Genomic DNA, 20,039 nt, shown 5'->3' with positions numbered 1-20,039 from the left:
TGCCGCGTAGTGGCGGCGATCACAAGTGTTTGAAAAAGAAGCGCGATACAAGAGAGCGGATGTGCGAGCCTCGCATGCCTCCGGGAATTGCTGTTCTTTCGCCGCTTCGTTGTTGATACGACTGACTGACTTTCAAGGGACCTGAATTGAGAAGAGATGCGAAAGCCCTCGCGTGGGTAGCGCTTGCCGGCGCGGTATTGCTCCAAGGCTGTGCCGTGGTGCCCGGCATGGGTTCGGTGGAGCCTTACGAAGCGGGTGGCGAGCTGCCGTCACAGTTCCGCTACCTTCCCGATGAAGCGCCTGAAGGCGAAATCACGCCTATCTCGCTGGCGTTGGTGCGTACGCTGGCAGAGGTGTCGCCGAAGGGCGTGCCGCCTGAGGTGCAAGCGCTGTTTGGCAAGGGGGCTCGCTACACCATCGGGTCGGGTGACGTCGTGGGCGTCATCGTGTACGACCACCCTGAGCTGCTGCCCAATGCGGGTGCTGTGATTTCGCAGTCGGCCGACCCGACTGGTGTGCAGGTGGCGCCAGGCTTCATCGTCGATGCGGATGGTGAGATTGCCTTTCCCTACATAGGTCGCGTGCGCGTGGCAGGGCTGAGCGAAGGCGACGCTTCTGACCTGATCGGAAAGCTTCTGCGGCCGCACATTCGCGATCCCCAAGTGACGGTGCGCATCCAGTCCTTCCGAAGCCGCCGCGCCTATATTGAAGGTGAAATACGCAATCCGGGATCGCAGATCTTCACCGACGTGCCCATGACGCTGAACGAGGCGATAAACCGCGCCGGCGGCATGACGGCCAATGCCAATCGCTCGGCCGTCACCCTCATTCGCGATGGTCGGTCGGTCCCGATCGATATGACCCAGTTGCGTGAGGCCGGTTACGACGGGAACAACATTCCCCTGAAGAACGGTGACACCGTCCGCGTGGCGCACCGGGAAGACTCCAAGGTTTTCGTGATGGGCGAAATCATGGCGCCCGTTGCTCTGTCCATGCGCAGCAATGGCCGTTTGAGCTTGAGCGAGGCTCTGGGCGAGGCGGGTGGTCCGATGACGACCACTTCCAATGCCGGCCAGATCTATGTGATTCGCCAAGGCGTGACCGGCGCACCGGCCATCTTCCATCTGAACGCCAAGAATCCGGCGACGTTGGCGTTGGCAAGCCAGTTCCGGTTGCAGTCGCATGACGTCGTGTACGTCGATCCGGTGCCGCTGGTCAAGTGGAACCGTGTGGTCAGCTTGATCCTGCCGTCGGCACAGGTGGTCAACAACGCCAGCGAGGTTTACATCAGGCATCGCTAATCGAGTCTGGACCCGGACCGAGTTCTTGAGGTTCGCGTGACGGGTCTGACTGCTTTTGAAGTCAGCAGCCGCGAATGCGGTGTGGCGGCATGGCTCTTGACTGAGTCTGTCGCCAATTTTTCGTCTCCAGTGCTTTCAACATGCAAGTCATTCAATCAACTCAACCTATCGCGATCATCGGCCTCGGCTACGTGGGCCTTCCCCTCGCCGTGGAATTTGGCAAGAAGCGGCGGGTGGTCGGCTTCGACATCAATGCAAAACGCATCACAGAGCTGCAGGGTGGACACGATCACACACTCGAAACCACTAGCGAAGAGTTGAAGGCGGCGACCCAACTTGTGTTCACGTCGCATGCCGATGACTTGCGCGACTGTGCGGTCTTCATCGTGACTGTGCCTACCCCGATCGACAACGCGAACCGTCCCGATCTGACGCCGCTGGTCAAGGCCAGCGAAACCGTCGGCAAGGTCATGTCGAAGGGTGCAATCGTCATCTTCGAATCGACGGTCTATCCCGGTGCGACGGAAGAAGTGTGTGTGCCCGTGCTGGAAAAATTCAGCGGCAAGAAATTCAATGTTGATTTCTTCTGCGGCTACAGCCCGGAGCGAATCAACCCTGGCGATAAGGAGCACCGCCTGCCTAACATCAAGAAGGTGACCAGCGGCAGCACGCCGGAAGTCGCCGAGGTCGTCGACCAGTTGTATCGCCAGATCATCGTTGCTGGTACCCACAAGGCCAGCAGCATCAAAGTGGCTGAAGCTGCCAAGGTGATCGAAAACACGCAGCGCGATGTGAACATTGCGCTTATGAATGAGCTCAGTCTCATCTTTCATCGGCTCGGCATCGACACTCTTGAAGTGCTGCAAGCCGCGGGCACCAAGTGGAACTTCCTGCCTTTTCGCCCGGGACTTGTGGGCGGCCACTGCATTGGTGTGGATCCTTATTATCTGACGCACAAGGCGGTGGAAGTGGGTTATCACCCCGAGGTGATCCTGGCCGGGCGGCGCATCAACGACAACATGGCTTCGCATGTTGCCGATGAAGTCGTCAAGCTCATGCTGCGCAAGAATCTGCCCGTGCTGAACAGCAAGGTGCTAGTACTGGGGCTGACCTTCAAGGAAAACTGCCCCGATGTGCGCAACACCAAGGTGGTGGATATCGTGCGCACCTTGAAGGGCTACAACACGCAGGTCGATGTCTTTGACCCGTGGATCGACGTGGCGGAGGCTGAGCATGAATATGGGCTGCGGTGCTTGACGGAAATGCCCGCTATCGGCCAGTACGCTGCCATCGTATTGGCAGTGGGCCACCATCAATTCGTAGCCATGGGTGAAGCCGGCATCAAGGCGCTTGGTCAACCCGATGCTGTACTGTTCGATGTGAAGAGTCTGTTGCCTCTCGGCGCTGCAGACGGCCGGCTGTAAGCGTGGTCCTAATGAACCAACCAATGCCCAAGCCGGCGGCCTACGACAAGCTTCGCGCCCATTTGCGTATCGAACCCCACACGTGGCTCGTCACCGGCGTAGCAGGCTTCATCGGCAGCAATTTGTTGGAGGCCCTGCTAAAGCTCAATCAACGCGTGGTTGGCCTTGACAGTTTTGCCACCGGTCACTTGCGCAACTTGACCGAGGTCCGAGCCTTGGTAACGCCTGAGCAGTGGACTAACTTTCATTTCATTGAGGGCGATATCCGCGATGCCGATGTTTGCCAACGTGCCATGGTCTTTCCCCTCTCAGATGTCCCGTCGGGCGGTAGCGAAAGGCGCAATGAACCTGTGGAATACATCCTTCATCAAGCCGCTCTTGGCAGTGTTCCCCGTAGCTTGGCAGACCCTGTCAAAACCAATGACGTAAATATCGCCGGTTTCTTGAACATGCTAGTGGCTGCGCGCGATGCTGGTGTTAAAAGCTTTACGTATGCAGCAAGTAGCAGCACCTATGGGGACCATCCTGGGTTACCCAAAGTCGAGCACGTAATTGGTAAGCCCCTAAGTCCATACGCCGTAACAAAATACGTAAACGAACTGTATGCAGACGTGTTTTCTCGGTGCTATAGCTTTAATACGATTGGCTTGCGCTATTTCAACGTGTTTGGCCCGCGGCAGGACCCTGAAGGAGCCTACGCCGCCGTTATTCCCAAATGGATTGCAGGCTTGCTACAAGGCAAACCCGTTTACATTAACGGCGACGGGGAAACCAGCCGCGACTTCTGCTTTATCGCTAACGTAGTGCAAGCAAATTTGTTGGCTGCCACCGTGGTTGACTTCCCGTTGGTAGTAGAGCAATCCACACCTTCTCGAGTTCAAGGGGAAGCACATGAAGACTTCTCCCCCGTCAATCAGGTTTACAACATCGCCGTCGGAGATCGTACCACTCTAAACGATCTCTACGTTGAATTGCATCGCAATCTATCGCTGCGATATCCCCGCCTGCAGAATGTAACGCCTGTATATCGTGATTTTCGTTCGGGTGACGTGCGGCACAGCCTCGCCGATATAGGCAAGGCCGAGCGCATGTTGGGCTATACGCCCACTCACCGAATAAAAGAGGGATTAGAGCTAGCGATGCCTTGGTATATTGAGCAAGCTGAGCTAGGTCAGTAGTAATCTACAAATTAGCCGAGGCTTGTAAAGCGTATTGTCATGCTGGGTTGAATTTTTTTGGAAAGCTCTGCATGAGACCAAGTGGAATAGCACAGCACGCATACGACGGATCGATTCCGGCGGAGCATTGCATTATGTTATGACCTCTCCGTTCGCGCTAGAGGTATCAGGATTTAATCCTGCTCGAATCGAAACGCATTGTGAACTATTTCATCACGTTATTGATCGGGATTTCGGCAGAGGCAAGTGGCTTGTATCTACCTGGCCTTTGCCATGTGGTCCTGGTCCCCAATTCATCGCGTTATAAGTAGTCTGCCGCCTTGTGAATGTATGGAAGTATAAGGACGGCCGCCGTCATATCGACAAACAATCCATCGTGGTAATCCCTGAGGTATGTGTCTGAGTTAGATCCCTAGCTCAAGAAAACCAACACCTTAAAAATTACTTGTGAGAAAGAATTGAGCATAAAAGCCGTCTCCTTTCAAATTTTCGTGACATTGTTTGCTTTGGTAAAAGGCATTCTAAGCCTAAAGTTAATGACAAAATTGGGGCACGAAAATTACGCGATGCTTGCCCAATTTATGGTTTTTGCAACATTTGGCGTACAGCTCGCGGTCCTCAGTTTTGATGCCCCGCTCGTTTCTTCAATTGCGACAAAGAACAACCAGAAAATCGCCCGCATGTCTTTTTTGCTTTTGCTGGCTATAAATATTTCTTTATTGATATTGGCGGGGAGCTTTTTCTCGAAAGAGATTTCTTTGTCTGTATGGGGAGATGGAGGTTATGCTGAGTACGTTCGATATTTGATAATCTACATTTTTGCACTGACGCTTAATCATTTCTTCCTGGTAAATTATCAAGGGCAAAAGAGATTCAAGGCATATGGCACTGTGCAAATAACGCAGCAGTTGATGCAACTTTCAGCGATATCTATTGGCGTGGTGATGGGTAGTCCGATTGTGCTGATGGTGTCGCTCATAGTGGTGGAATTTGCACTTTGGGTGGTGCTGTGGTTCTTTTACGAAGGCCCATTTCTGACGCGGGTGAGTGTTAAGGAGCTAATGATTTGGCTCTCACGCAGCGCAAAAATTGCGACACCCTTGTTTGTTGCCTTTTTGCTGATATGGGCATTGACAAATGGGGCTAGATTGGCGTTGGTCCATTTTGGTGGGCTGGAAAAATTAGCGCCATTTGCTGCCACCTTTTCTCTTTGCGTACTGGCTGGCGTTGTAATAAATCCTATTTGCGCGATTTTTTTTCCGTATTTTAGCAAGCCAAGCGGTGAGTCAAAAAAAAATAAAGACGCACTAGTTTCTGCGCAGCTTGCATTGGCGTTTTTGACCACACTATCATCAATTTTCATCATAGTGGTGTGCGAAAAATTTCTGTCTTTTCTCGTGGGGGAAAAATTATATGCAGGAGATTTCTTTGTCTTTTGTATTTGCGGAGCGCAGGTGGCTTACGCACAAGCAAGAATCGCAATGCTATATCTTTCTGTGAACGACAAACCAAAACGAGGGGTGCTGTACTTTTTCATCGGAGTAGTCGTAATGCTTGGCATAGATTGGCTCGGAACTAAAAAATACGGAGTGAATGGGGTGGCACTTGGATATTTCGTTGGATGTTTGACGATCGCATTTCTATTTTTTAGAGATGCTTATTTTGACAATGAAAAAATTGGTGTCCTAAGCAGTATGCGAAAGTTGACATTCTTCTTTCTGATTGGCTTTGGGGTAATGATTGCGTGCGCTTCTGTCGCAATTGATTCATGGAAAAAAATGCTTGTGGCGCTGCTCATCTCTTTCTCTTTGTATTTGACTCTTTCCTTTTGGAATTTCTCTCGTGAAATATTCTTGCTCAAACTAAAAAGCAGAATAATTTCTCTTATAAGTGCTAAATATGCTTAAAATACTCGGGAAAATAATTTCAAGAATTAAAAAAATATCTAACGAAAGCAAGTTTTATCGATATAGATCTTTGCGAATAGGCGCTGGTACGCAGTTCGCTTTAGATAATCTTGACGGAATTGCGCCGCAGCTTATAAAAATAGGCCGGGACTGTGTACTGGCGCCAAAGTGTGTTGTGCTAACACATGATGCATGCTTGCTGCCAACCACTGGCAAATACATCTTTGATGGTGTGGAGATCGGTGATCGGGTGTTTGTCGGTTACGGGGCGGTGATTATGCCGGGGGTTAAAATCGGCGACGATGTAATAGTCGGGAGCAATGCGGTTGTCACCAAAGACATTCCTAATGGAGCTGTTGTGGTAGGTGCGCCGGCAAGAATTGTCGGAACCACGGCGGAGTTGGCTGTGGCCCGGGCCGGCAAATTACAGGAGCCGGTGTTCGACTGGCGCAAGGAAATTACACCCGAATGCATTGTGCGCCAGCAGGATGCTCTTCTAAAGCAATTTCAGCTAAACAGATGAATCCACGCGTAAGCATACTAGTTGCAGCATGGAACGCTGCTGCGTATATTGCGGAAACCATCCAGAGCGTTCAATCACAGAGCTTCGCGTCGTGGGAATTAATTCTAGTAGACGACGGATCTACAGACGAGACTGCCGAGATATCAAGAAAATACGCGACCTCCGATCAAAGAATAAAAATATACCAGCAGCCGAACCAAGGCGCGCATATTGCCAGAAATTACGCGTTTTCGAAAAGTAGTGGCGATTACGTCGTGATATTGGACGCGGATGACCGCATACTTCCAAAAAAAATTGAAACCCAAGTGAAAATATTGGATTCCAATTTGAATTACGATGTAGTGTATGGCGACACCTGGCATTGTGATCAGTTCATGAATAGGGTAGTGCTCGAGTCAAAAAAATATCCGGCGCAGCATATTTCAGGTGACATTTTCGACGAAATCATACTGGGAAATCGTTTCGCGGTTCATGCGGGAATGGTACGACGAGTCGTATTAGAGGACGTAGGATTGCATGATCCCAACCCTAATTTAATTGCTGATTGGGATTTCTGGGTGCGGGTGGCTGAAAAGTATAGATTCTTCTACGATAACCAAGTGGTCGCGGAATATAGAATCCACCCTGGTATGTCGGCGAATATTGATTCGGGAAAGAAACAATTTCATCAGCGCATGAACACTGTGGCGAATATCGAGAGATTGAGTCGGTACGCTTTAGTCTCTCGCTCAATCAAAAATAACATCATGTTTGCAAACGCTAGATTTGCTCAAAAATATGGACTGCATGCAGAGGCAATCGAGATTGCAAAAAAAATGATATTCGATCAGCCGTTGCGAATTAGAAATTATCTTTTATATGGGTATTCCTTGCTGAATAAATGCGGCGGCCGGGCCTGATTCGGCAACTTGCGGCACATTGCTTGGGTCGGCAAATCTCTTGAATGTGGCAGAAAATGCTATTTCAATTGCCATTTTGAAAAATGGAGCTTGAATAAAAGAGAAATTGCATAGCTATATCGCTTTTTGAGCTTGAGTTATGGATGCATATGCATGAGATTTTATTGGTCATAACGCTTGGGGGACTGATTTTGTCCTCGACGGGGCGCCTGGGGCTGGCAAATCCATTTCAAATTTACTTTTCCGTTTGGTCTTTTGTTTTTCTGGGGTATTATTTCTTCAGAGAAACATTTATTGATGTATCGGCGATTTTTTTGGCCACCATTGCCGTGGCGCAACTCAGCGCATTTGTGCTGTTGCTGGTGATTCACGGATCGACGAAGAGGAAAGAAATTAGGATCAATAAAGAACCAATCACTGTTAAGAATGGCGGATATGTCTTACTGGCACAGGTTGTCACCGTTTTGGTTATTCCGCTGGTCTACCTTAAGGCTGTTTCTTTGGCCGGCGGCGTTGATATTTTCTCTCCCGACGGTTATATGCGATTGCGCAGCGCAATGACGGAAGATGGGATGGGTTTTGGTGTATTGACTTATTTTTCCATCTTGTCTTATGTAGTGACATCGGTGTCGGTGTTTATGTATTTAAGTCAACAGATGGGAATTCGCCGCTTGCTGGCTTCAATCGGTCCTGGTTTGTTTTATGCATATATCGGTACTGCCCGGACAGGCGTGCTGTTGTTACTCATCTTGATCTCGGTTCCGCTGATTTTGAGGGGCACCTTAAAAATAAAAGGTCTTTTAGTAGTTTCGTCATTCATGCTGTTGATTTTCATGTTCATCGCTGCGATGACCTCTAAAGGCGTGTCCGTTGACGCAGGTTTTCTTGAAAATATTATTTCGTTTTCCAATAATATAAGAAGTTACACTATTGCGCCATTTTTGGCATTTTTTAAGCTGTTTGAAACAGGGTCTCCATTGGATTGGGGGCAGAATTCGTTTCGGATAATTTTCGCCATAGGGAATTTCTTCGGCCTCGATGCCAGCCCAACGAGTTCACTGGAAAGAGCGTATGCGTATGTGCCCGATCAAACCAATGTTTTCACGGTATATGAGGTCTATTTCAGAGATTTTTCATATATAGGACTGATTGCCCCGACCTTTTTTTTGACGATCCACTGGTGGCTCTATAAGAGGGCAAATAAGTTTGGCGGGATTTGGATTTTTTTATATGCAGCGTCTGTCTACCCTCTGGTGATGCAGTTTTTCCAAGATCAATATTTTTCATTGATTTCGATGTGGATCCAAATCGCCTTTTGGCTTTGGATCTTTTTTCGATCAAGGAAGTTTGCCATTTCTCGATAGGAAGAAAATGCTGGATGTAGTAGTGGTTAATTGGAATGCAGGTCCGCAACTGCGTGAATGTGTTGCCTCCATTGACAAGTACGGAGCTGGATTTGTCAAAAAAACTATCGTTGTTGATAATGGCTCTCAGGACGGCTCTGATGGGAGTCTAGATGACTTCGCAAATGTCACTGTAATTCGAGCAGGGTCTAACCTTGGATTCGGTAAAGCATGCAATTTGGGAGCGCGACATGCAACCAGCGAATATTTATTGTTTCTCAATCCTGACGCGGCCTTGTATCCAGATACTCTTTTCAAAGTCTTGGCTTATATGCAAGACCCTGAAAATTCCAAGACTGGCATTTGCGGGGTCCAGTTACTCGACGAGACAGGCCATATCGCTCGCAGTTGTGCACGTTTCCCTTCATTGACCGCTTCCTTGGCTCACTCAGCGGGGTTGGTTCGGTTTTTCCCTCGCCTCGGCTACGCAATGACGGAGTGGGACCATGGGCAAACGCGTAAAGTGGATCAGGTGATTGGCGCCTTTTTCTTGGTCCGACGAAAATTGTTTGAAACGCTAAACGGTTTTGATGAGCGGTTTTTTGTCTATTTTGAAGAGGTCGACTTTTCGTATCGCGCCCGTCAAGCTGATTGGGTAAGCGTCTATTTGGCTGATGCCCAAGCCTTTCATGCTGGAGGGGGTACCTCTAACCAGGTAAAGGCACATCGACTTTTTTATTCACTGCGCAGCCGTGTGTTGTACGCATTTAAGCACTTCTCGCTTTTGAGTGCGATTGGAGTGCTGTTGACTACTCTGCTAATAGAGCCGTTGTCGCGATCGGCACTTGCATTATTGCGTCGTTCTTTATCGAACTTGAAAGAAACCTGGGCTGCTTATAGGATGCTGTGGCACTGGTTGCCGCAGTGGGTATTGAAAGGAGTTACGCGTTGAGCGCGGTGAAGGTACTTGCGCTAACCAAGTACGGCCGCTTGGGGGCGTCGTCTCGGATGCGCTCTCTGCAATATGTGCCGACGCTTGAGCAGGCTGGATGCCAAATTACTGTTGAACCGTTACTTTCAGACGAATTGCTTCAGGCTCGCTATAAGCGAGGCGGCTATGGTATTTCGCTGTTGCGAGCTTATGGTCGCCGTGTACGAGCCTTAAAAGGTCGACGGAAATTTGATGTAGTCTGGATTGAAAAGGAAGCCTTGCCTTGGTGGCCTTTATGGTTGGAATTGTTTATGCTTCGCGGCGTGCCTTATGTATTGGACTACGACGATGCGATTTTCCATAATTACGACCAGCATGCTAGCTCTTGGGTTCGGCGTTTTTTTGGTTCTCGGCTCGATAAGCTGATGGCTAAATCAGCCTTAGTGATAGCTGGGAATCAGTATTTGGCGCAAAGAGCAATTAATGCAGGTGCTCGTTGGGTAGAGGTAGTTCCCACGGTAGTTGACCTAACCCGATATCCATATCCAACTTTTGAAACCCATAGTGAAAAGTCGCCCGCGATCGATAATTTACCTCGTATTGTTTGGATTGGCTCACCCTCCACGGTGCATTACCTTCAATTGCTTCGCAAGCCGTTGCAGGAGTTGGCTGCGCGGCAGCCCTTTGTGCTACGTGTGATTGGCGGAGGCCCATTGGATTTACCAGGCGTCCAAGTGGAAATTATCCCTTGGACCGAAGCCACGGAGGGCGAAAATATCAGAACCTGTCACATAGGAGTGATGCCGCTGCTCGATTCTCTTTGGGAACGTGGTAAATGCGGCTACAAACTAATCCAATACATGGCATGCGGACTGCCCGTTGTGGCATCTGGCGTCGGAGCCAATATTGAAATCGTGCGCCATCACAAGAACGGTTTTTTGGCTAATACCGCGAACGACTGGGTGGCTTCGCTGAGCAAGCTTTTGCAGTCGCCTTCTTTGCGCGAGCAAATGGGCGCGGCTGGACGGATCACAGTTGAGGAAAAATACTCCATTCAGAAGACAAGTCCTCAGATTTCGAATTTTCTTAAGTCAATTGCCGGAAAGCATTAGGCGAGCATGGGAGCTCTAAAAATTTGTTCAAAGGTTAATCTGATGCATTCAAGTGCTGAAGTCGGAGGGGGCGAGTAATGAAGTTTCTGCTGATTGCCGGCTTGGCAGATTCGCTCTTGAATTTTCGCGGCCCATTGATTGCCGCTTTGCAAGCACGCGGATTACAGGTGCATGTTGCTGCCCCGGACTTGATTGTGGATCATCCCATGCGCCGGCAAATGGAGTCACTGGGCTGGACTGTGCATACGGTCTCCATGCGACGCACCGGTACTAATCCGATTGCAGATTTGCGGACGCTTTGTGCTTTGTGGCGTGTTATGCGTCGGGTACGGCCCGAGTACATGATGGGTTACACGATCAAGCCCGTCATTTACGGTTCGCTTGCTGCTTGGCTTGCTGGCGTGCCCAGACGCTTTGCTTTAATCACTGGATTGGGTTACGCCTTTCAAGGTGAAGGCCAGCGTGGGCGATTGCAGGCATTCGTGCAACGTCTTTATGCAGTTGCACTGTCGCGGGTGGAAAAGGTTTTTTTTCAGAATCCGGATGATGAGGCGCTTTTTCGAGCACGCACCATTCTGACGATGAGTACTGCGTCTTGTGTGGTTAATGGTTCTGGAGTTGACGTGAGTAGTTTTAACTTTGCGCCGCTCCCGCCGGGGCCGCCGCGCTTTTTGCTTATAGCGCGCTTGTTGGGCGATAAGGGTGTACGTGAATACGTACAGGCGGCGCGGCGGATTCGGAAGATGCACCCCGATGTGCGTTGCACCTTAGTAGGCTGGATCGATACGAACCCCGACGCTATTACTCAGGCCGAGCTGGACGCATGGGTAAATGAGGGTAGTATCCAATTCGGCGGTCGGCTGTTAGATGTCCGTCCTGCTATAGCCGAAAGCAGTGTCTATGTGCTGCCGTCATATCGAGAGGGTACGCCGCGTACAGTACTTGAAGCTATGGCTATGGGTCGCGCCGTCATTACTACTGATGCACCCGGCTGTCGCGAAACAGTGACGGACGGTTACAACGGTTTTTTAGTGCCAGTTAGGTCGGTTGACATGCTGCAGCAGGCGATGCTGAAGTTCGTCAACGATCGTACTTTAGCTGAACGTATGGGCCGTTGCGCACGAAAGGTAGCTGAGGAAAAATACGACGTGCATAAGGTCAACGCGGTGATGTTGCAGGAAATGGGAATTCAATGAAGCACCGTGTTCTTGCATTTGAATTGGTTTTCATCATGTTTTTTTCCGCATTTGGCATTTCCTCGCAGTTATTTTTGAAGTCAGATGAAGCGTTTTTTTGACATCGTCGCTGCATCTGTTGGTTTGCTATTGCTATGTCTTCCGCTTGCTGTATTAACCTTCATGGTCCGCAGCAAATTGGGTCGTCCTGCACTTTTCCGTCAGCTGCGCCCCGGATTGTGGGGCAAACCGTTTGAAATAATAAAATTCCGCACCATGACGGATGCGCGGGCACCGGATGGTCAGTTGTTACCCGATGCCGAACGGCTTACGGCATTTGGGCGGTTCCTGCGAGCTAGCAGCTTGGACGAGTTGCCTGGGCTCTGGAGCGTCCTTAAGGGCGACATGAGCTTGGTCGGCCCACGTCCGTTGCTGATGGACTACTTGCCGCTGTACTCCGCCGAGCAATCCCGTCGCCATGAGGTGCGCCCGGGTATCACGGGCTGGGCGCAAATCAATGGGCGCAATGCGTTGAGCTGGGACGAGAAGTTCAAGCTCGATGTCTGGTACGTCGACAACCGTTCGCTCTGGCTCGACATCAAGATCTTGTGGCTGACGGTGCGCAAGGTGCTGGTGCGTGATGGCATCAACGCGGCGGGCGAGGCAACGATGCCCCGCTTTACCGGCTCGCGAATGGAGCACGAGCAATGACGTTGCCGCTCTTTGCCGTGTACGGCGCCAGTGGTTGTGGCCGCGGCGTGATGCCGTTGGCTCGCGCACAGCTGGCGCTCGAAGGTATTCCGGCGGCCCAGTTGGTGTTCATGGACGATCAGCCCGAAGCCGCAGAGGTCAACGGACATCGCGTGCTACGTTACGCGGAGTTCCTGTGTGCCGAGGCGAGCACAAGGCACGTCGTGATTGCCATTTCGAACAGCGCAGTCCGCCAGGTGCTGGCCGATCGTTGCGTGGCCGATGGCGTGCAGCCCTGGACAGTCCAGGCTGCCAATACAGTGGTCATGGACGATGTCTCGCTGGGCGAGGGTGCGGCCCTCAGTCCGTTCGTCACGCTTACCTCCAACATCCGTATTGGCAGGCATTTTCACGCCAACCTGTACAGCTATGTCGAACACGATTCCGTGATCGGAGACTTCGTCACCTTCGCACCCGGTGCCAAGTGCAATGGCAATGTGCACATCGAAGACCACGCCTACATCGGCGCTGGCGCTGTCATCAAGCAAGGCAAGCCGGGCAAGCCTCTGGTGATCGGTCGTGGCGCCGTGGTCGGCATGGGCGCGGTGGTCACGCGCGACGTGCCGCCTGGCATCACCGTGGTTGGAAACCCCGCTAAAGCATTTATCAAGAAAGGTTGAACTGTTGTGTTGAACACCCCCTTTTCCCCTTGGCCCAGCTTCACTGCCGAAGAAGCTGATGCCGTGCAACGCGTGCTCCTGTCCAACAAGGTCAATTATTGGACAGGGCAGGAATGCCGCCTGTTCGAAAAGGAATTCGCTGCGTGGGCAGGTACCGCGCATGCGCTCGCGCTGGCCAACGGCACGCTGGCGCTAGACGTGATCCTCCAGGGCATGAGCATCGGACCGGGTGACGAAGTCATCGTCACGCCACGCACCTTCATTGCGAGCGTGTCGTGCGTGGTGAATGCGGGGGCGACGCCTGTGTTTGCAGATGTCGATGCAGAAAGCGGCAACCTGTCGGCCGAGACCATTGCGCGGGTCGTCACACCGCGCACCAAGGCCGTCATCTGCGTGCATCTGGGGGGGTGGCCGTGTGACATGGATCCGATCATGGCACTTGCGACCAAGCATGATTTCAAGGTAATCGAAGACTGCGCTCAGGCGCATGGTGCCCGCTACAAGGGGCAATCCGTCGGCTCCATCGGTCATGCTGGCGCCTGGTCGTTTTGCCAGGACAAGATCATGACCACGGGCGGGGAGGGCGGCATGGTCACGACCAACGATGAAGCGTTGTGGCGCACCATGTGGCAGTACAAAGATCACGGGAAGAGCTACGAAGCCGTCTACGAGCGCGAGCATCCGCCGGGCTTTCGTTGGGTGCATGAAAGTTTCGGCACCAACTGGCGAATGCTGGAGTTGCAAGCGGTCATCGGCCGGGTCCAACTGCGGCGGATGAGCGACTGGACTTCTGCGCGTACGCGCCATGCACAGGCCCTGTGGAAGGCTGCCAGTCCTCACACGGCAGTGCGTGTGCCCACCTTTGTGGAGCAAGGTGCGGCGGGTAGTGCTCATGCGCACTACAAGTGCTACGTCTACGTGCAGCCGGAAAAGTTGGCGACAGGCTGGAGCCGCGATCGGATCATCGAGGCGATTCAGGCACACGGCATGCCCTGCTATCAGGGGTCCTGTTCCGAGGTTTACTTGGAGCGAGCGTTCGATGATACGGGCTGGCGACCGACTGAGCGCTTGCCCGTTGCGCGCGCACTGGGGGAAACAAGCCTGATGTTTCTTGTGCATCCGACACTCACCTCGATCGAGATGGACAAGAGCTGCCAGGTCATCGGGCAGGTGCTAGCAGAGGCGTCGGCTTGAGTGTGTTGTGGGCTCGCCTCGCGGCTCATGTGATCTTGTGGCGCTGGATGCTAGTCATCGCCATGCTGGCGTTGTTGGTGCTCAGCTTGATGCCTGCTTCTCTTCCGGTGCCGAGTACGGGCTGGGACAAGAGCAATCACGCGCTAGGCTTTGCGGTCCTGGCATTCCTCGCGTATTGGGCGTGGCCGGGGCACATCCACATCCCACTATCTCTATTGGGACTACTCGGCTACGGGGCCCTGATTGAAGTGCTGCAGTCGCTTACGCCTGATCGCATGGCTGAATGGAGCGATCTATGGGCAGATGGCATTGGCCTGCTGGTCGGCACTGTCGTTGCTTTGATGTTGCAGCGGTTGGCGATGATTCGACAGGTCTAAGACGACAGGCTCATCCTGGTTGCAGCCTTGGCAACTGCGAGACCGGTTTCGTCGAGGTTCGGCGCGAGGAGGAGGTGCTTTGACGCCCTCACCCCTCCGAATTGGCTCATTGCGAACGCTCAAGCCTCTTTGTATTTGTACTCGGTATATCGGTAGCCGCCGTATTTATAGCCGTAGCTGCCATAGTGCCGGCGAGAGAGGTCCATGCCGTTGAAGACCACCCCGTTGACTTGCTGGCCCGCATGCGCGAGGCGCTTGACGCTCTCGTTCAGCTCGCCGAGTTGGGTGAGGTTGTCACGAGCAACCAGCAGGACGGCGCCTGCGTGTGCTGCAACCGCCGCAGCGTCGGCAGCCACCAGCACCGGCGGGCTGTCGATCACAACGAGGTCGTAGCGCTCTGAGAAGTCGTTCAGCAGCTCGCCCAGCTTTGACGAAAGCATCATGTTGGCAGGATTGAATGGATAGTTTCCGGTCGTCAAAACATCTAGGTTGGGGATCACTTGCCCATGAATGGCCTGCTCGGGAGGCATATCACCTGCCAAGACGTCGGCTAAACCACCTTTGCGTGGAAGGCCAAATGCCTTTTGGAGGTGACCCTTGCGCAAGTCGGCGTCGATCAACAGCACGCGCTTGCCCGCTTGCGCCATGATGACGGCGAAGTTGCCCGAGACGAAGCTCTTGCCCACCCCAGGTGTGGCGCCTGTGATGAGCACGCGGTTGTTGCCACTCTCCATCAACGTCAGCTGCAAAGACACCCGCAGGTTACGCAGGCTCTCGATGGCAAGGCTTTCGGGAGAGGTGACGGCCAGCAGTTGCACGCCCTTCGCGCCGCCAGCAATGTGTTCCAGAATCGTTTCTTGCTCGAGTGCCAATGGAACGACGGAGTAGACGTTAAGGCCAAGCCGGTCTTCGATCTCTTGAGGATTGCGGATACCGCTCGACAACTTGGTGCGCAGGATTGCCAGCGCCACGCCTGCGAGAAGGCCGAGCACCAGCGAGAGCGCAACGATCAGAGGCTTTTGAGGTTTGACCGCGCTCTTGGGTTCGATGGCCGTGTCGAGCAGACGCACATTGCCGATCTTGCCTTCCTTGACTAGACGCAGTTGCAAAGAGCTATTGAGCAGCGACTTGTAGAGTTCGCCGTTGACGCGAACATCTCGCTCCAACCGCAAGGCGTCTCGCTGTATGGCGGGCATGGCACTCACTCGAGTTTCCAGGCCATTGATCTCATGGTTAATGGCCGCAATCTGGCCATCCACCATGCGGACCTTCGGGTTGGTTTCGGTAAAGCGCGCAAGCAGTTCGCGCCGCTGTTGCTGGGTCTCTAGCAGCTTGGTCTGCAGCTGCACCGACATTCCCAATACAGCCTTGGCTTCTTCGTCGAAGGCGACCGTACCGTTCTTGTTGCGGAAGCGGGCATAAATGTCTTCCGAATCTTCGAGTTGCCGTTTGAATTCGGGCAACTGTTGGTCGAGGAACTCAATGGTCTTCTCTGCCTCTGCAGCTTTGCGCTCGACGTTTTGGCGAACATACTGAGCGCCGATTTCGTTAAGCGTGCGCCGCAGCCGGCCACGGTCACTGCCTTCGAGGGTGACATTGATTACGTTCGATTGCTTACCTTGCTCGCTGAGTTGCACGCGTTTTTGCAAGCTCTCAGTCGTGGCGAGGGACGACGCCCGCGAGACAAGAAATTCGGCGCCGGGTTTCCCGTCGATTCGCGAAACCATCAGAGTGATGGTGCCGCCAGGCACCTGCTGACTGAGCATCTTGCCAGCGCTGCCTGTCAGCGGTTCAGGGAGGTCGGGGTGCGAGAGCGTGTATTGGCCGCCGGCCTGCGCAATGATCGTGAAAGGCTGCTGATCTTCGAGTGCAGAGGGCACATCGAACTTGGCAATATCGATAGCCTCATTGCCGGAAACGTAGCCACCCATGCCCAGAAAGCCGGGGTCCGAAAGTTCCTTTGAACGCCGCGAAAGCCACTCGCCAATGACGGGGGCATAGCGCGGCTGAGCGTTGATATACAGGCGCATGGCTTCCACCGCGCCCCCGATGACCATTCGTGAGCGAATAATCTGGATTTCGCCGGTGGCAGGGGTCTTAACATCGAAGAGGTTGGCCGTATCACCAAGAAAATTCTTGGAATCTGGCGCCGAGTCTTCCACCTGGATCAAGAGATTGGACTCATAGATTGGGGTGGCCAGAAGCGCATAGGCAACTCCAAGCCCAAGGGCCACTGCCGTGATACTTGCCACCAGCCATTTGCGGTCAAGCAGGATGTCGAAGTACTCGGACAAATTGATGACGTGGTCGTCATCGTCGCGTGGTCGTATCGTGTTGGATGCCAAGGGGGCCGATGTAGAGGCGGAAGGGGTCATGAGAGTTTGCGGATGCGTTCGGCCCAAGCGTGGGCACCGTCAGCAATGAGCTGCAGGGCGTGTTCGAAAGCGGGAAGGCCCAGGCGGTAGGGGTCGGGAATGTCGACACGTGCAACTTCGCCCAGGCGGAACAATTTGCCACGGGTCAGCGGATGACGTTGACCGATGTGGATTCGTTGCGCTTCGTCCATCGCAAGAATGAGATCGGCCTGCTGGCACATCTGTCCTGTGAGTTGGCGCGCGCGGTGAGCCTCGATGTCGATGCCGCGTGCGGCCATCAACTTGCGTGCGATCGGATCTGCGGGGTGGCCGACCAGAGCGCCCGTCCCGGCGGACGTGACTTGAACCTGCGGCAATGCTGCAGCGATCAGTGCTTCCCCCATGGGGCTGCGACAGATGTTGCCAATGCATACCACCAGAACGGATTTCATGAGACTTGGCTCCCTGCGTAGGCTTGTGCCTCTGTTGTCAGATTCAACGTATTGCGTGCCGTGTGCTTCATATCCAGCATGAATCACCTGTCATACAGAAATGCCCTCACCATTTGTTCTTCGTTAAGCGATTGGATCGCGCCATCTGAACCAGGGAGCCGAAGGATGGCTGGGCACGCCCTTGGCATTGTAGTCAGGGCCTTGGTGCCACTGCCTTGAGGATGTGGTCGAGCAACTGGCTTTTCTGGGCTCGGATCGGCCATGGCTACCAAGGGACAGCTGATCGTAGGAGTTGATCAACGGCGCTATGACCAAAGTCATGTCGATGCAAAAGATACAAAAAATGACATTGTTAGTGTCGCGAATCCCCTGAATTGGGGGGGAGGGGTGGGTACCCTTCACGGACAATTGTTGCAGCGCGGCGCACTCCAAACGCCGCAGGAGTTTTCAGTGTGATCAATCGTTTGGCTGCGCCCTTGCTTGCCTTGCCGCGCCCCGTGAAGCGCATGCTGGCTCTAGGGGTCGATGCAATGCTCTGCATCCTGTGTGTCTGGTTGGCATTCAGCTTTCGCTTCGAGCAATGGATGGCGCCGCGTGGCGTTCAGTGGTCAGCCGTCGCGGTGGCCGTTGCCCTTGCGCTTCCACTCTTTGTGGTTTTCGGGCTCTACAGAGCCATCTTTCGATATGCCGGAACCGCTGCAGTCATAGCCATCGTGCGCGCTTGCGTGCTCTTTGGCCTCGGCTATACGCTGATCTTTGCGGTGGTCGGTGTGCGAGGAGTGCCGCGCACGGTGGGTTTGCTGGTGCCGTTGCTCTTGTTCTTGGCCATCGCCGGTTCGCGCATGTTTGCGCGCTATTGGCTGGGCGGCCTCTACATGAGCGCTCTGCAGCGTAAGCAACTGCCTCAGGTTGTGATCTACGGTGCCGGTAGCGCGGGTTTGCAACTGGCTGCAGCGTTGGCCCAAAGTCGGGACATGGTCGTCCGCGCTTTCGTTGACGATGATTCGCATCTCCAAGGCAACACGATCAATGGTCTGCGCATTCAGTCCTCGGATTGGCTCAGCAGCAACGCCGCCAGTTTGGGAGTCACGGATGTGCTGTTGGCGATGCCTTCGGCTAGCCGCGGGCGCCGCGTCGAAATTCTGAACCAATTGTTGCCTTTGCATCTGCATGTACGCATGCTGCCGGGACTGCTAGATCTGGCCAACGGCAAGGTCCAAGTCAATGATCTGGTCGAAGTCGACATCGAAGACTTGCTAGGGCGTGATCCGGTGGAGCCGGTGGCAGATCTGCTGCAGAAGCACGTCCGTGGCCAGGTGGTGCTTGTCACTGGTGCTGGAGGCTCGATCGGTAGCGAGCTGTGCCGGCAGATCGTTCAGCTGTCGCCTTCCACGCTGCTGCTCGTGGAGTTGAGCGAGTACGCGCTCTATAGCATCCACCAGGAACTGGAGCAGTTGGCGCCGAGCGTACGTGTTGTCCCGCTGCTCGCTTCGGTGTGCGATGCGGCGCGGCTGCGCGAAGTGATGCGCGCTTGGCGTCCTGACACGGTCTACCACGCGGCGGCATACAAGCATGTGCCGCTCGTCGAGCACAACCCGGCAGAGGGCGTGCGAAACAACGCGATGGGCACGCTCACGACGGCGCGGATCGCCATGGAGTGCAAGGTCCCCAACTTTGTCCTGATCAGTACAGACAAAGCCGTGCGACCGACGAACATCATGGGGGCCAGCAAGCGGGTCGCCGAAATGGCGTTGCAGGGGCTGGCGCAGCAGAGCTCGGACACCTGCTTCTCGATGGTCCGCTTTGGTAACGTGCTGGGTTCCAGTGGCTCGGTGGTGCCGTTGTTTCGTAAGCAGATTGAGGCGGGTGGCCCGATCACGCTCACACATGCGGACATCACGCGCTATTTCATGACCATTCCTGAGGCCGCCCAGTTGGTGATTCAGGCGGGCGCGATGGCGCAGGGCGGTGACGTCTTTGTGCTCGACATGGGGGAGCCGGTGCGGATCATTGATCTCGCCCGCCGGCTGGTGGAGCTTTCAGGGCGCACGGTTCGCGACGAACATTCGCCGGATGGTGATATCGAGCTCCAGGTGACTGGGTTGCGGCCCGGCGAGAAGCTTTACGAAGAGCTTCTGATTGGTGACAGCGCGATGCCTACGGCCCATCCTCGTGTCATGAAGGCGCACGATCCCTGTCTGCCTTGGAACGAGCTCTGGCGTCAGTTTGAGACGCTGAATGCGGCACTCGAAAGCAGCGATGTGCCGATGCTGAAGCGGACGTTGACGCAGATGCTTCCCGGCTATCGGCCTCATGCCGAGGTTGTGGATTGGGTGCATATGGAGCGTCACCGTGTGCGTGACCGGGCTCTGCCGCTCGTAGCCGCAGTCGGTGCTGCGCAGGTGGGCGAGGCCGAACAGCCATCCGCGCCGAATCAGATTGCCGTGGCAATCTGATTCGATAGAACTGCTTCATTCATTTTCCCGCCCTGGCTCAGCG

Annotated in this window: 17 protein-coding genes; 15 read left to right on the top strand and 2 right to left on the bottom strand. The window is 53.8% G+C overall.

The annotated features are described in order from the left end of the window. Nucleotides 1–227: 227 nt before the first annotated feature. From FFI97_RS25410 to FFI97_RS25345, 14 genes are all read left to right on the top strand, one after another. Nucleotides 228–1,301, top strand: a complete 1,074-nt coding sequence (locus FFI97_RS25410; protein ID WP_139701061.1) for a polysaccharide biosynthesis/export family protein — start codon at nucleotides 228–230, stop codon at nucleotides 1,299–1,301. Nucleotides 1,302–1,441: 140 nt separating this feature from the next. Next, nucleotides 1,442–2,725: a Vi polysaccharide biosynthesis UDP-N-acetylglucosamine C-6 dehydrogenase TviB gene (gene tviB / locus FFI97_RS25405; RefSeq protein WP_139701063.1), complete on the top strand. Its 1,284-nt coding sequence runs from the start codon at nucleotides 1,442–1,444 to the stop codon at nucleotides 2,723–2,725. Between the two features lie 11 nt (nucleotides 2,726–2,736). Beyond that, entirely contained in the window at nucleotides 2,737–3,903 is a 1,167-nt protein-coding gene (locus FFI97_RS25400) for an NAD-dependent epimerase/dehydratase family protein (protein WP_139701065.1), read from the top strand. Nucleotides 3,904–4,394: 491 nt separating this feature from the next. Then, entirely contained in the window at nucleotides 4,395–5,810 is a 1,416-nt protein-coding gene (locus tag FFI97_RS25395) for a lipopolysaccharide biosynthesis protein (RefSeq protein ID WP_139701067.1), read from the top strand. Next, the gene (locus tag FFI97_RS25390) at nucleotides 5,803–6,333 is read left to right on the top strand and encodes an acyltransferase (RefSeq protein ID WP_139701069.1); all 531 of its coding nucleotides are present in this window, start codon (nucleotides 5,803–5,805) and stop codon (nucleotides 6,331–6,333) included. The genes FFI97_RS25395 and FFI97_RS25390 overlap by 8 nt, the downstream gene beginning before the upstream one ends. Next, nucleotides 6,330–7,232 carry a glycosyltransferase gene (locus FFI97_RS25385; protein WP_185993722.1) on the top strand — a complete coding sequence of 301 codons (903 nt, stop codon included), beginning with the start codon at nucleotides 6,330–6,332 and terminating at the stop codon, nucleotides 7,230–7,232. The genes FFI97_RS25390 and FFI97_RS25385 overlap by 4 nt, the downstream gene beginning before the upstream one ends. 143 nt (nucleotides 7,233–7,375) lie before the next feature. Then, entirely contained in the window at nucleotides 7,376–8,596 is a 1,221-nt protein-coding gene (locus tag FFI97_RS25380; protein WP_139701075.1) for an O-antigen polymerase, read from the top strand. Nucleotides 8,597–8,603: 7 nt separating this feature from the next. Continuing rightward, on the top strand, nucleotides 8,604–9,527 hold the full coding sequence (locus FFI97_RS25375) for a glycosyltransferase family 2 protein (RefSeq protein WP_139701076.1): 924 nt from the start codon (nucleotides 8,604–8,606) through the stop codon (nucleotides 9,525–9,527). 5 nt (nucleotides 9,528–9,532) lie between these two features. Further along, nucleotides 9,533–10,618, top strand: a complete 1,086-nt coding sequence (locus FFI97_RS25370) for a glycosyltransferase family 4 protein (RefSeq protein ID WP_139701156.1) — start codon at nucleotides 9,533–9,535, stop codon at nucleotides 10,616–10,618. 77 nt (nucleotides 10,619–10,695) lie between these two features. Continuing rightward, nucleotides 10,696–11,814 (top strand): glycosyltransferase family 4 protein, encoded by a 1,119-nt coding sequence (locus FFI97_RS25365; protein ID WP_139701077.1) that lies wholly within the window; start codon nucleotides 10,696–10,698, stop codon nucleotides 11,812–11,814. An 84-nt stretch (nucleotides 11,815–11,898) separates the two neighbouring features. Then, nucleotides 11,899–12,504: a sugar transferase gene (locus FFI97_RS25360; protein ID WP_139701078.1), complete on the top strand. Its 606-nt coding sequence runs from the start codon at nucleotides 11,899–11,901 to the stop codon at nucleotides 12,502–12,504. After that, complete coding sequence (locus tag FFI97_RS25355; RefSeq protein WP_139701079.1) at nucleotides 12,501–13,163, top strand: NeuD/PglB/VioB family sugar acetyltransferase; 663 nt, start codon at nucleotides 12,501–12,503, stop codon at nucleotides 13,161–13,163. Before FFI97_RS25360 ends, FFI97_RS25355 begins: the two co-directional genes overlap by 4 nt. Before the next feature lie 6 nt (nucleotides 13,164–13,169). After that, the gene (locus FFI97_RS25350; protein WP_139701080.1) at nucleotides 13,170–14,357 is read left to right on the top strand and encodes a DegT/DnrJ/EryC1/StrS family aminotransferase; all 1,188 of its coding nucleotides are present in this window, start codon (nucleotides 13,170–13,172) and stop codon (nucleotides 14,355–14,357) included. Between the two features lie 47 nt (nucleotides 14,358–14,404). Continuing rightward, entirely contained in the window at nucleotides 14,405–14,734 is a 330-nt protein-coding gene (locus tag FFI97_RS25345) for a VanZ family protein (protein WP_260685181.1), read from the top strand. A gap of 119 nt (nucleotides 14,735–14,853) precedes the next feature. Here the strand turns inward: FFI97_RS25345 and FFI97_RS25340 are convergent, their stop codons facing one another. Beyond that, nucleotides 14,854–17,109: a polysaccharide biosynthesis tyrosine autokinase gene (locus tag FFI97_RS25340; RefSeq protein WP_139701081.1), complete on the bottom strand. Its 2,256-nt coding sequence runs from the start codon at nucleotides 17,107–17,109 to the stop codon at nucleotides 14,854–14,856. After that, nucleotides 17,106–17,540 carry a low molecular weight protein-tyrosine-phosphatase gene (locus tag FFI97_RS25335; RefSeq protein ID WP_139701082.1) on the bottom strand — a complete coding sequence of 145 codons (435 nt, stop codon included), beginning with the start codon at nucleotides 17,538–17,540 and terminating at the stop codon, nucleotides 17,106–17,108. Before FFI97_RS25335 ends, FFI97_RS25340 begins: the two co-directional genes overlap by 4 nt. A 452-nt stretch (nucleotides 17,541–17,992) precedes the next feature. Between FFI97_RS25335 and FFI97_RS25330 the strand changes: the two genes are divergently transcribed. Continuing rightward, nucleotides 17,993–19,996 carry a polysaccharide biosynthesis protein gene (locus FFI97_RS25330; RefSeq protein WP_139701083.1) on the top strand — a complete coding sequence of 668 codons (2,004 nt, stop codon included), beginning with the start codon at nucleotides 17,993–17,995 and terminating at the stop codon, nucleotides 19,994–19,996. Nucleotides 19,997–20,039 lie beyond the last annotated feature (43 nt).

The organism is Variovorax sp. KBS0712, assembly GCF_006323185.2.
In the GTDB taxonomy this organism is placed as follows: Bacteria; Pseudomonadota; Gammaproteobacteria; order Burkholderiales; family Burkholderiaceae_C; genus Variovorax; species Variovorax boronicumulans.
This window is presented reverse-complemented; position numbering and strand designations above follow the sequence as displayed.

Bases quoted from the DNA above. Each gene is read 5' to 3' on its own strand.
- FFI97_RS25360 (WP_139701078.1), top strand. From the start codon at position 11,899: ATGAAGCGTTTTTTTGACATCGTCGCTGCATCTGTTGGTTTGCTATTG.
- FFI97_RS25390 (WP_139701069.1), top strand. From the start codon at position 5,803: ATGCTTAAAATACTCGGGAAAATAATTTCAAGAATTAAAAAAATATCT.
- FFI97_RS25345 (WP_260685181.1), top strand. From the start codon at position 14,405: ATGCTAGTCATCGCCATGCTGGCGTTGTTGGTGCTCAGCTTGATGCCT.
- FFI97_RS25355 (WP_139701079.1), top strand. From the start codon at position 12,501: ATGACGTTGCCGCTCTTTGCCGTGTACGGCGCCAGTGGTTGTGGCCGC.
- tviB (WP_139701063.1), top strand. From the start codon at position 1,442: ATGCAAGTCATTCAATCAACTCAACCTATCGCGATCATCGGCCTCGGC.
- FFI97_RS25385 (WP_185993722.1), top strand. From the start codon at position 6,330: ATGAATCCACGCGTAAGCATACTAGTTGCAGCATGGAACGCTGCTGCG.
- FFI97_RS25340 (WP_139701081.1), bottom strand. From the start codon at position 17,109: ATGACCCCTTCCGCCTCTACATCGGCCCCCTTGGCATCCAACACGATA.
- FFI97_RS25410 (WP_139701061.1), top strand. From the start codon at position 228: ATGGGTTCGGTGGAGCCTTACGAAGCGGGTGGCGAGCTGCCGTCACAG.
- FFI97_RS25400 (WP_139701065.1), top strand. From the start codon at position 2,737: ATGAACCAACCAATGCCCAAGCCGGCGGCCTACGACAAGCTTCGCGCC.
- FFI97_RS25375 (WP_139701076.1), top strand. From the start codon at position 8,604: ATGCTGGATGTAGTAGTGGTTAATTGGAATGCAGGTCCGCAACTGCGT.
- FFI97_RS25380 (WP_139701075.1), top strand. From the start codon at position 7,376: ATGCATATGCATGAGATTTTATTGGTCATAACGCTTGGGGGACTGATT.
- FFI97_RS25365 (WP_139701077.1), top strand. From the start codon at position 10,696: ATGAAGTTTCTGCTGATTGCCGGCTTGGCAGATTCGCTCTTGAATTTT.
- FFI97_RS25335 (WP_139701082.1), bottom strand. From the start codon at position 17,540: ATGAAATCCGTTCTGGTGGTATGCATTGGCAACATCTGTCGCAGCCCC.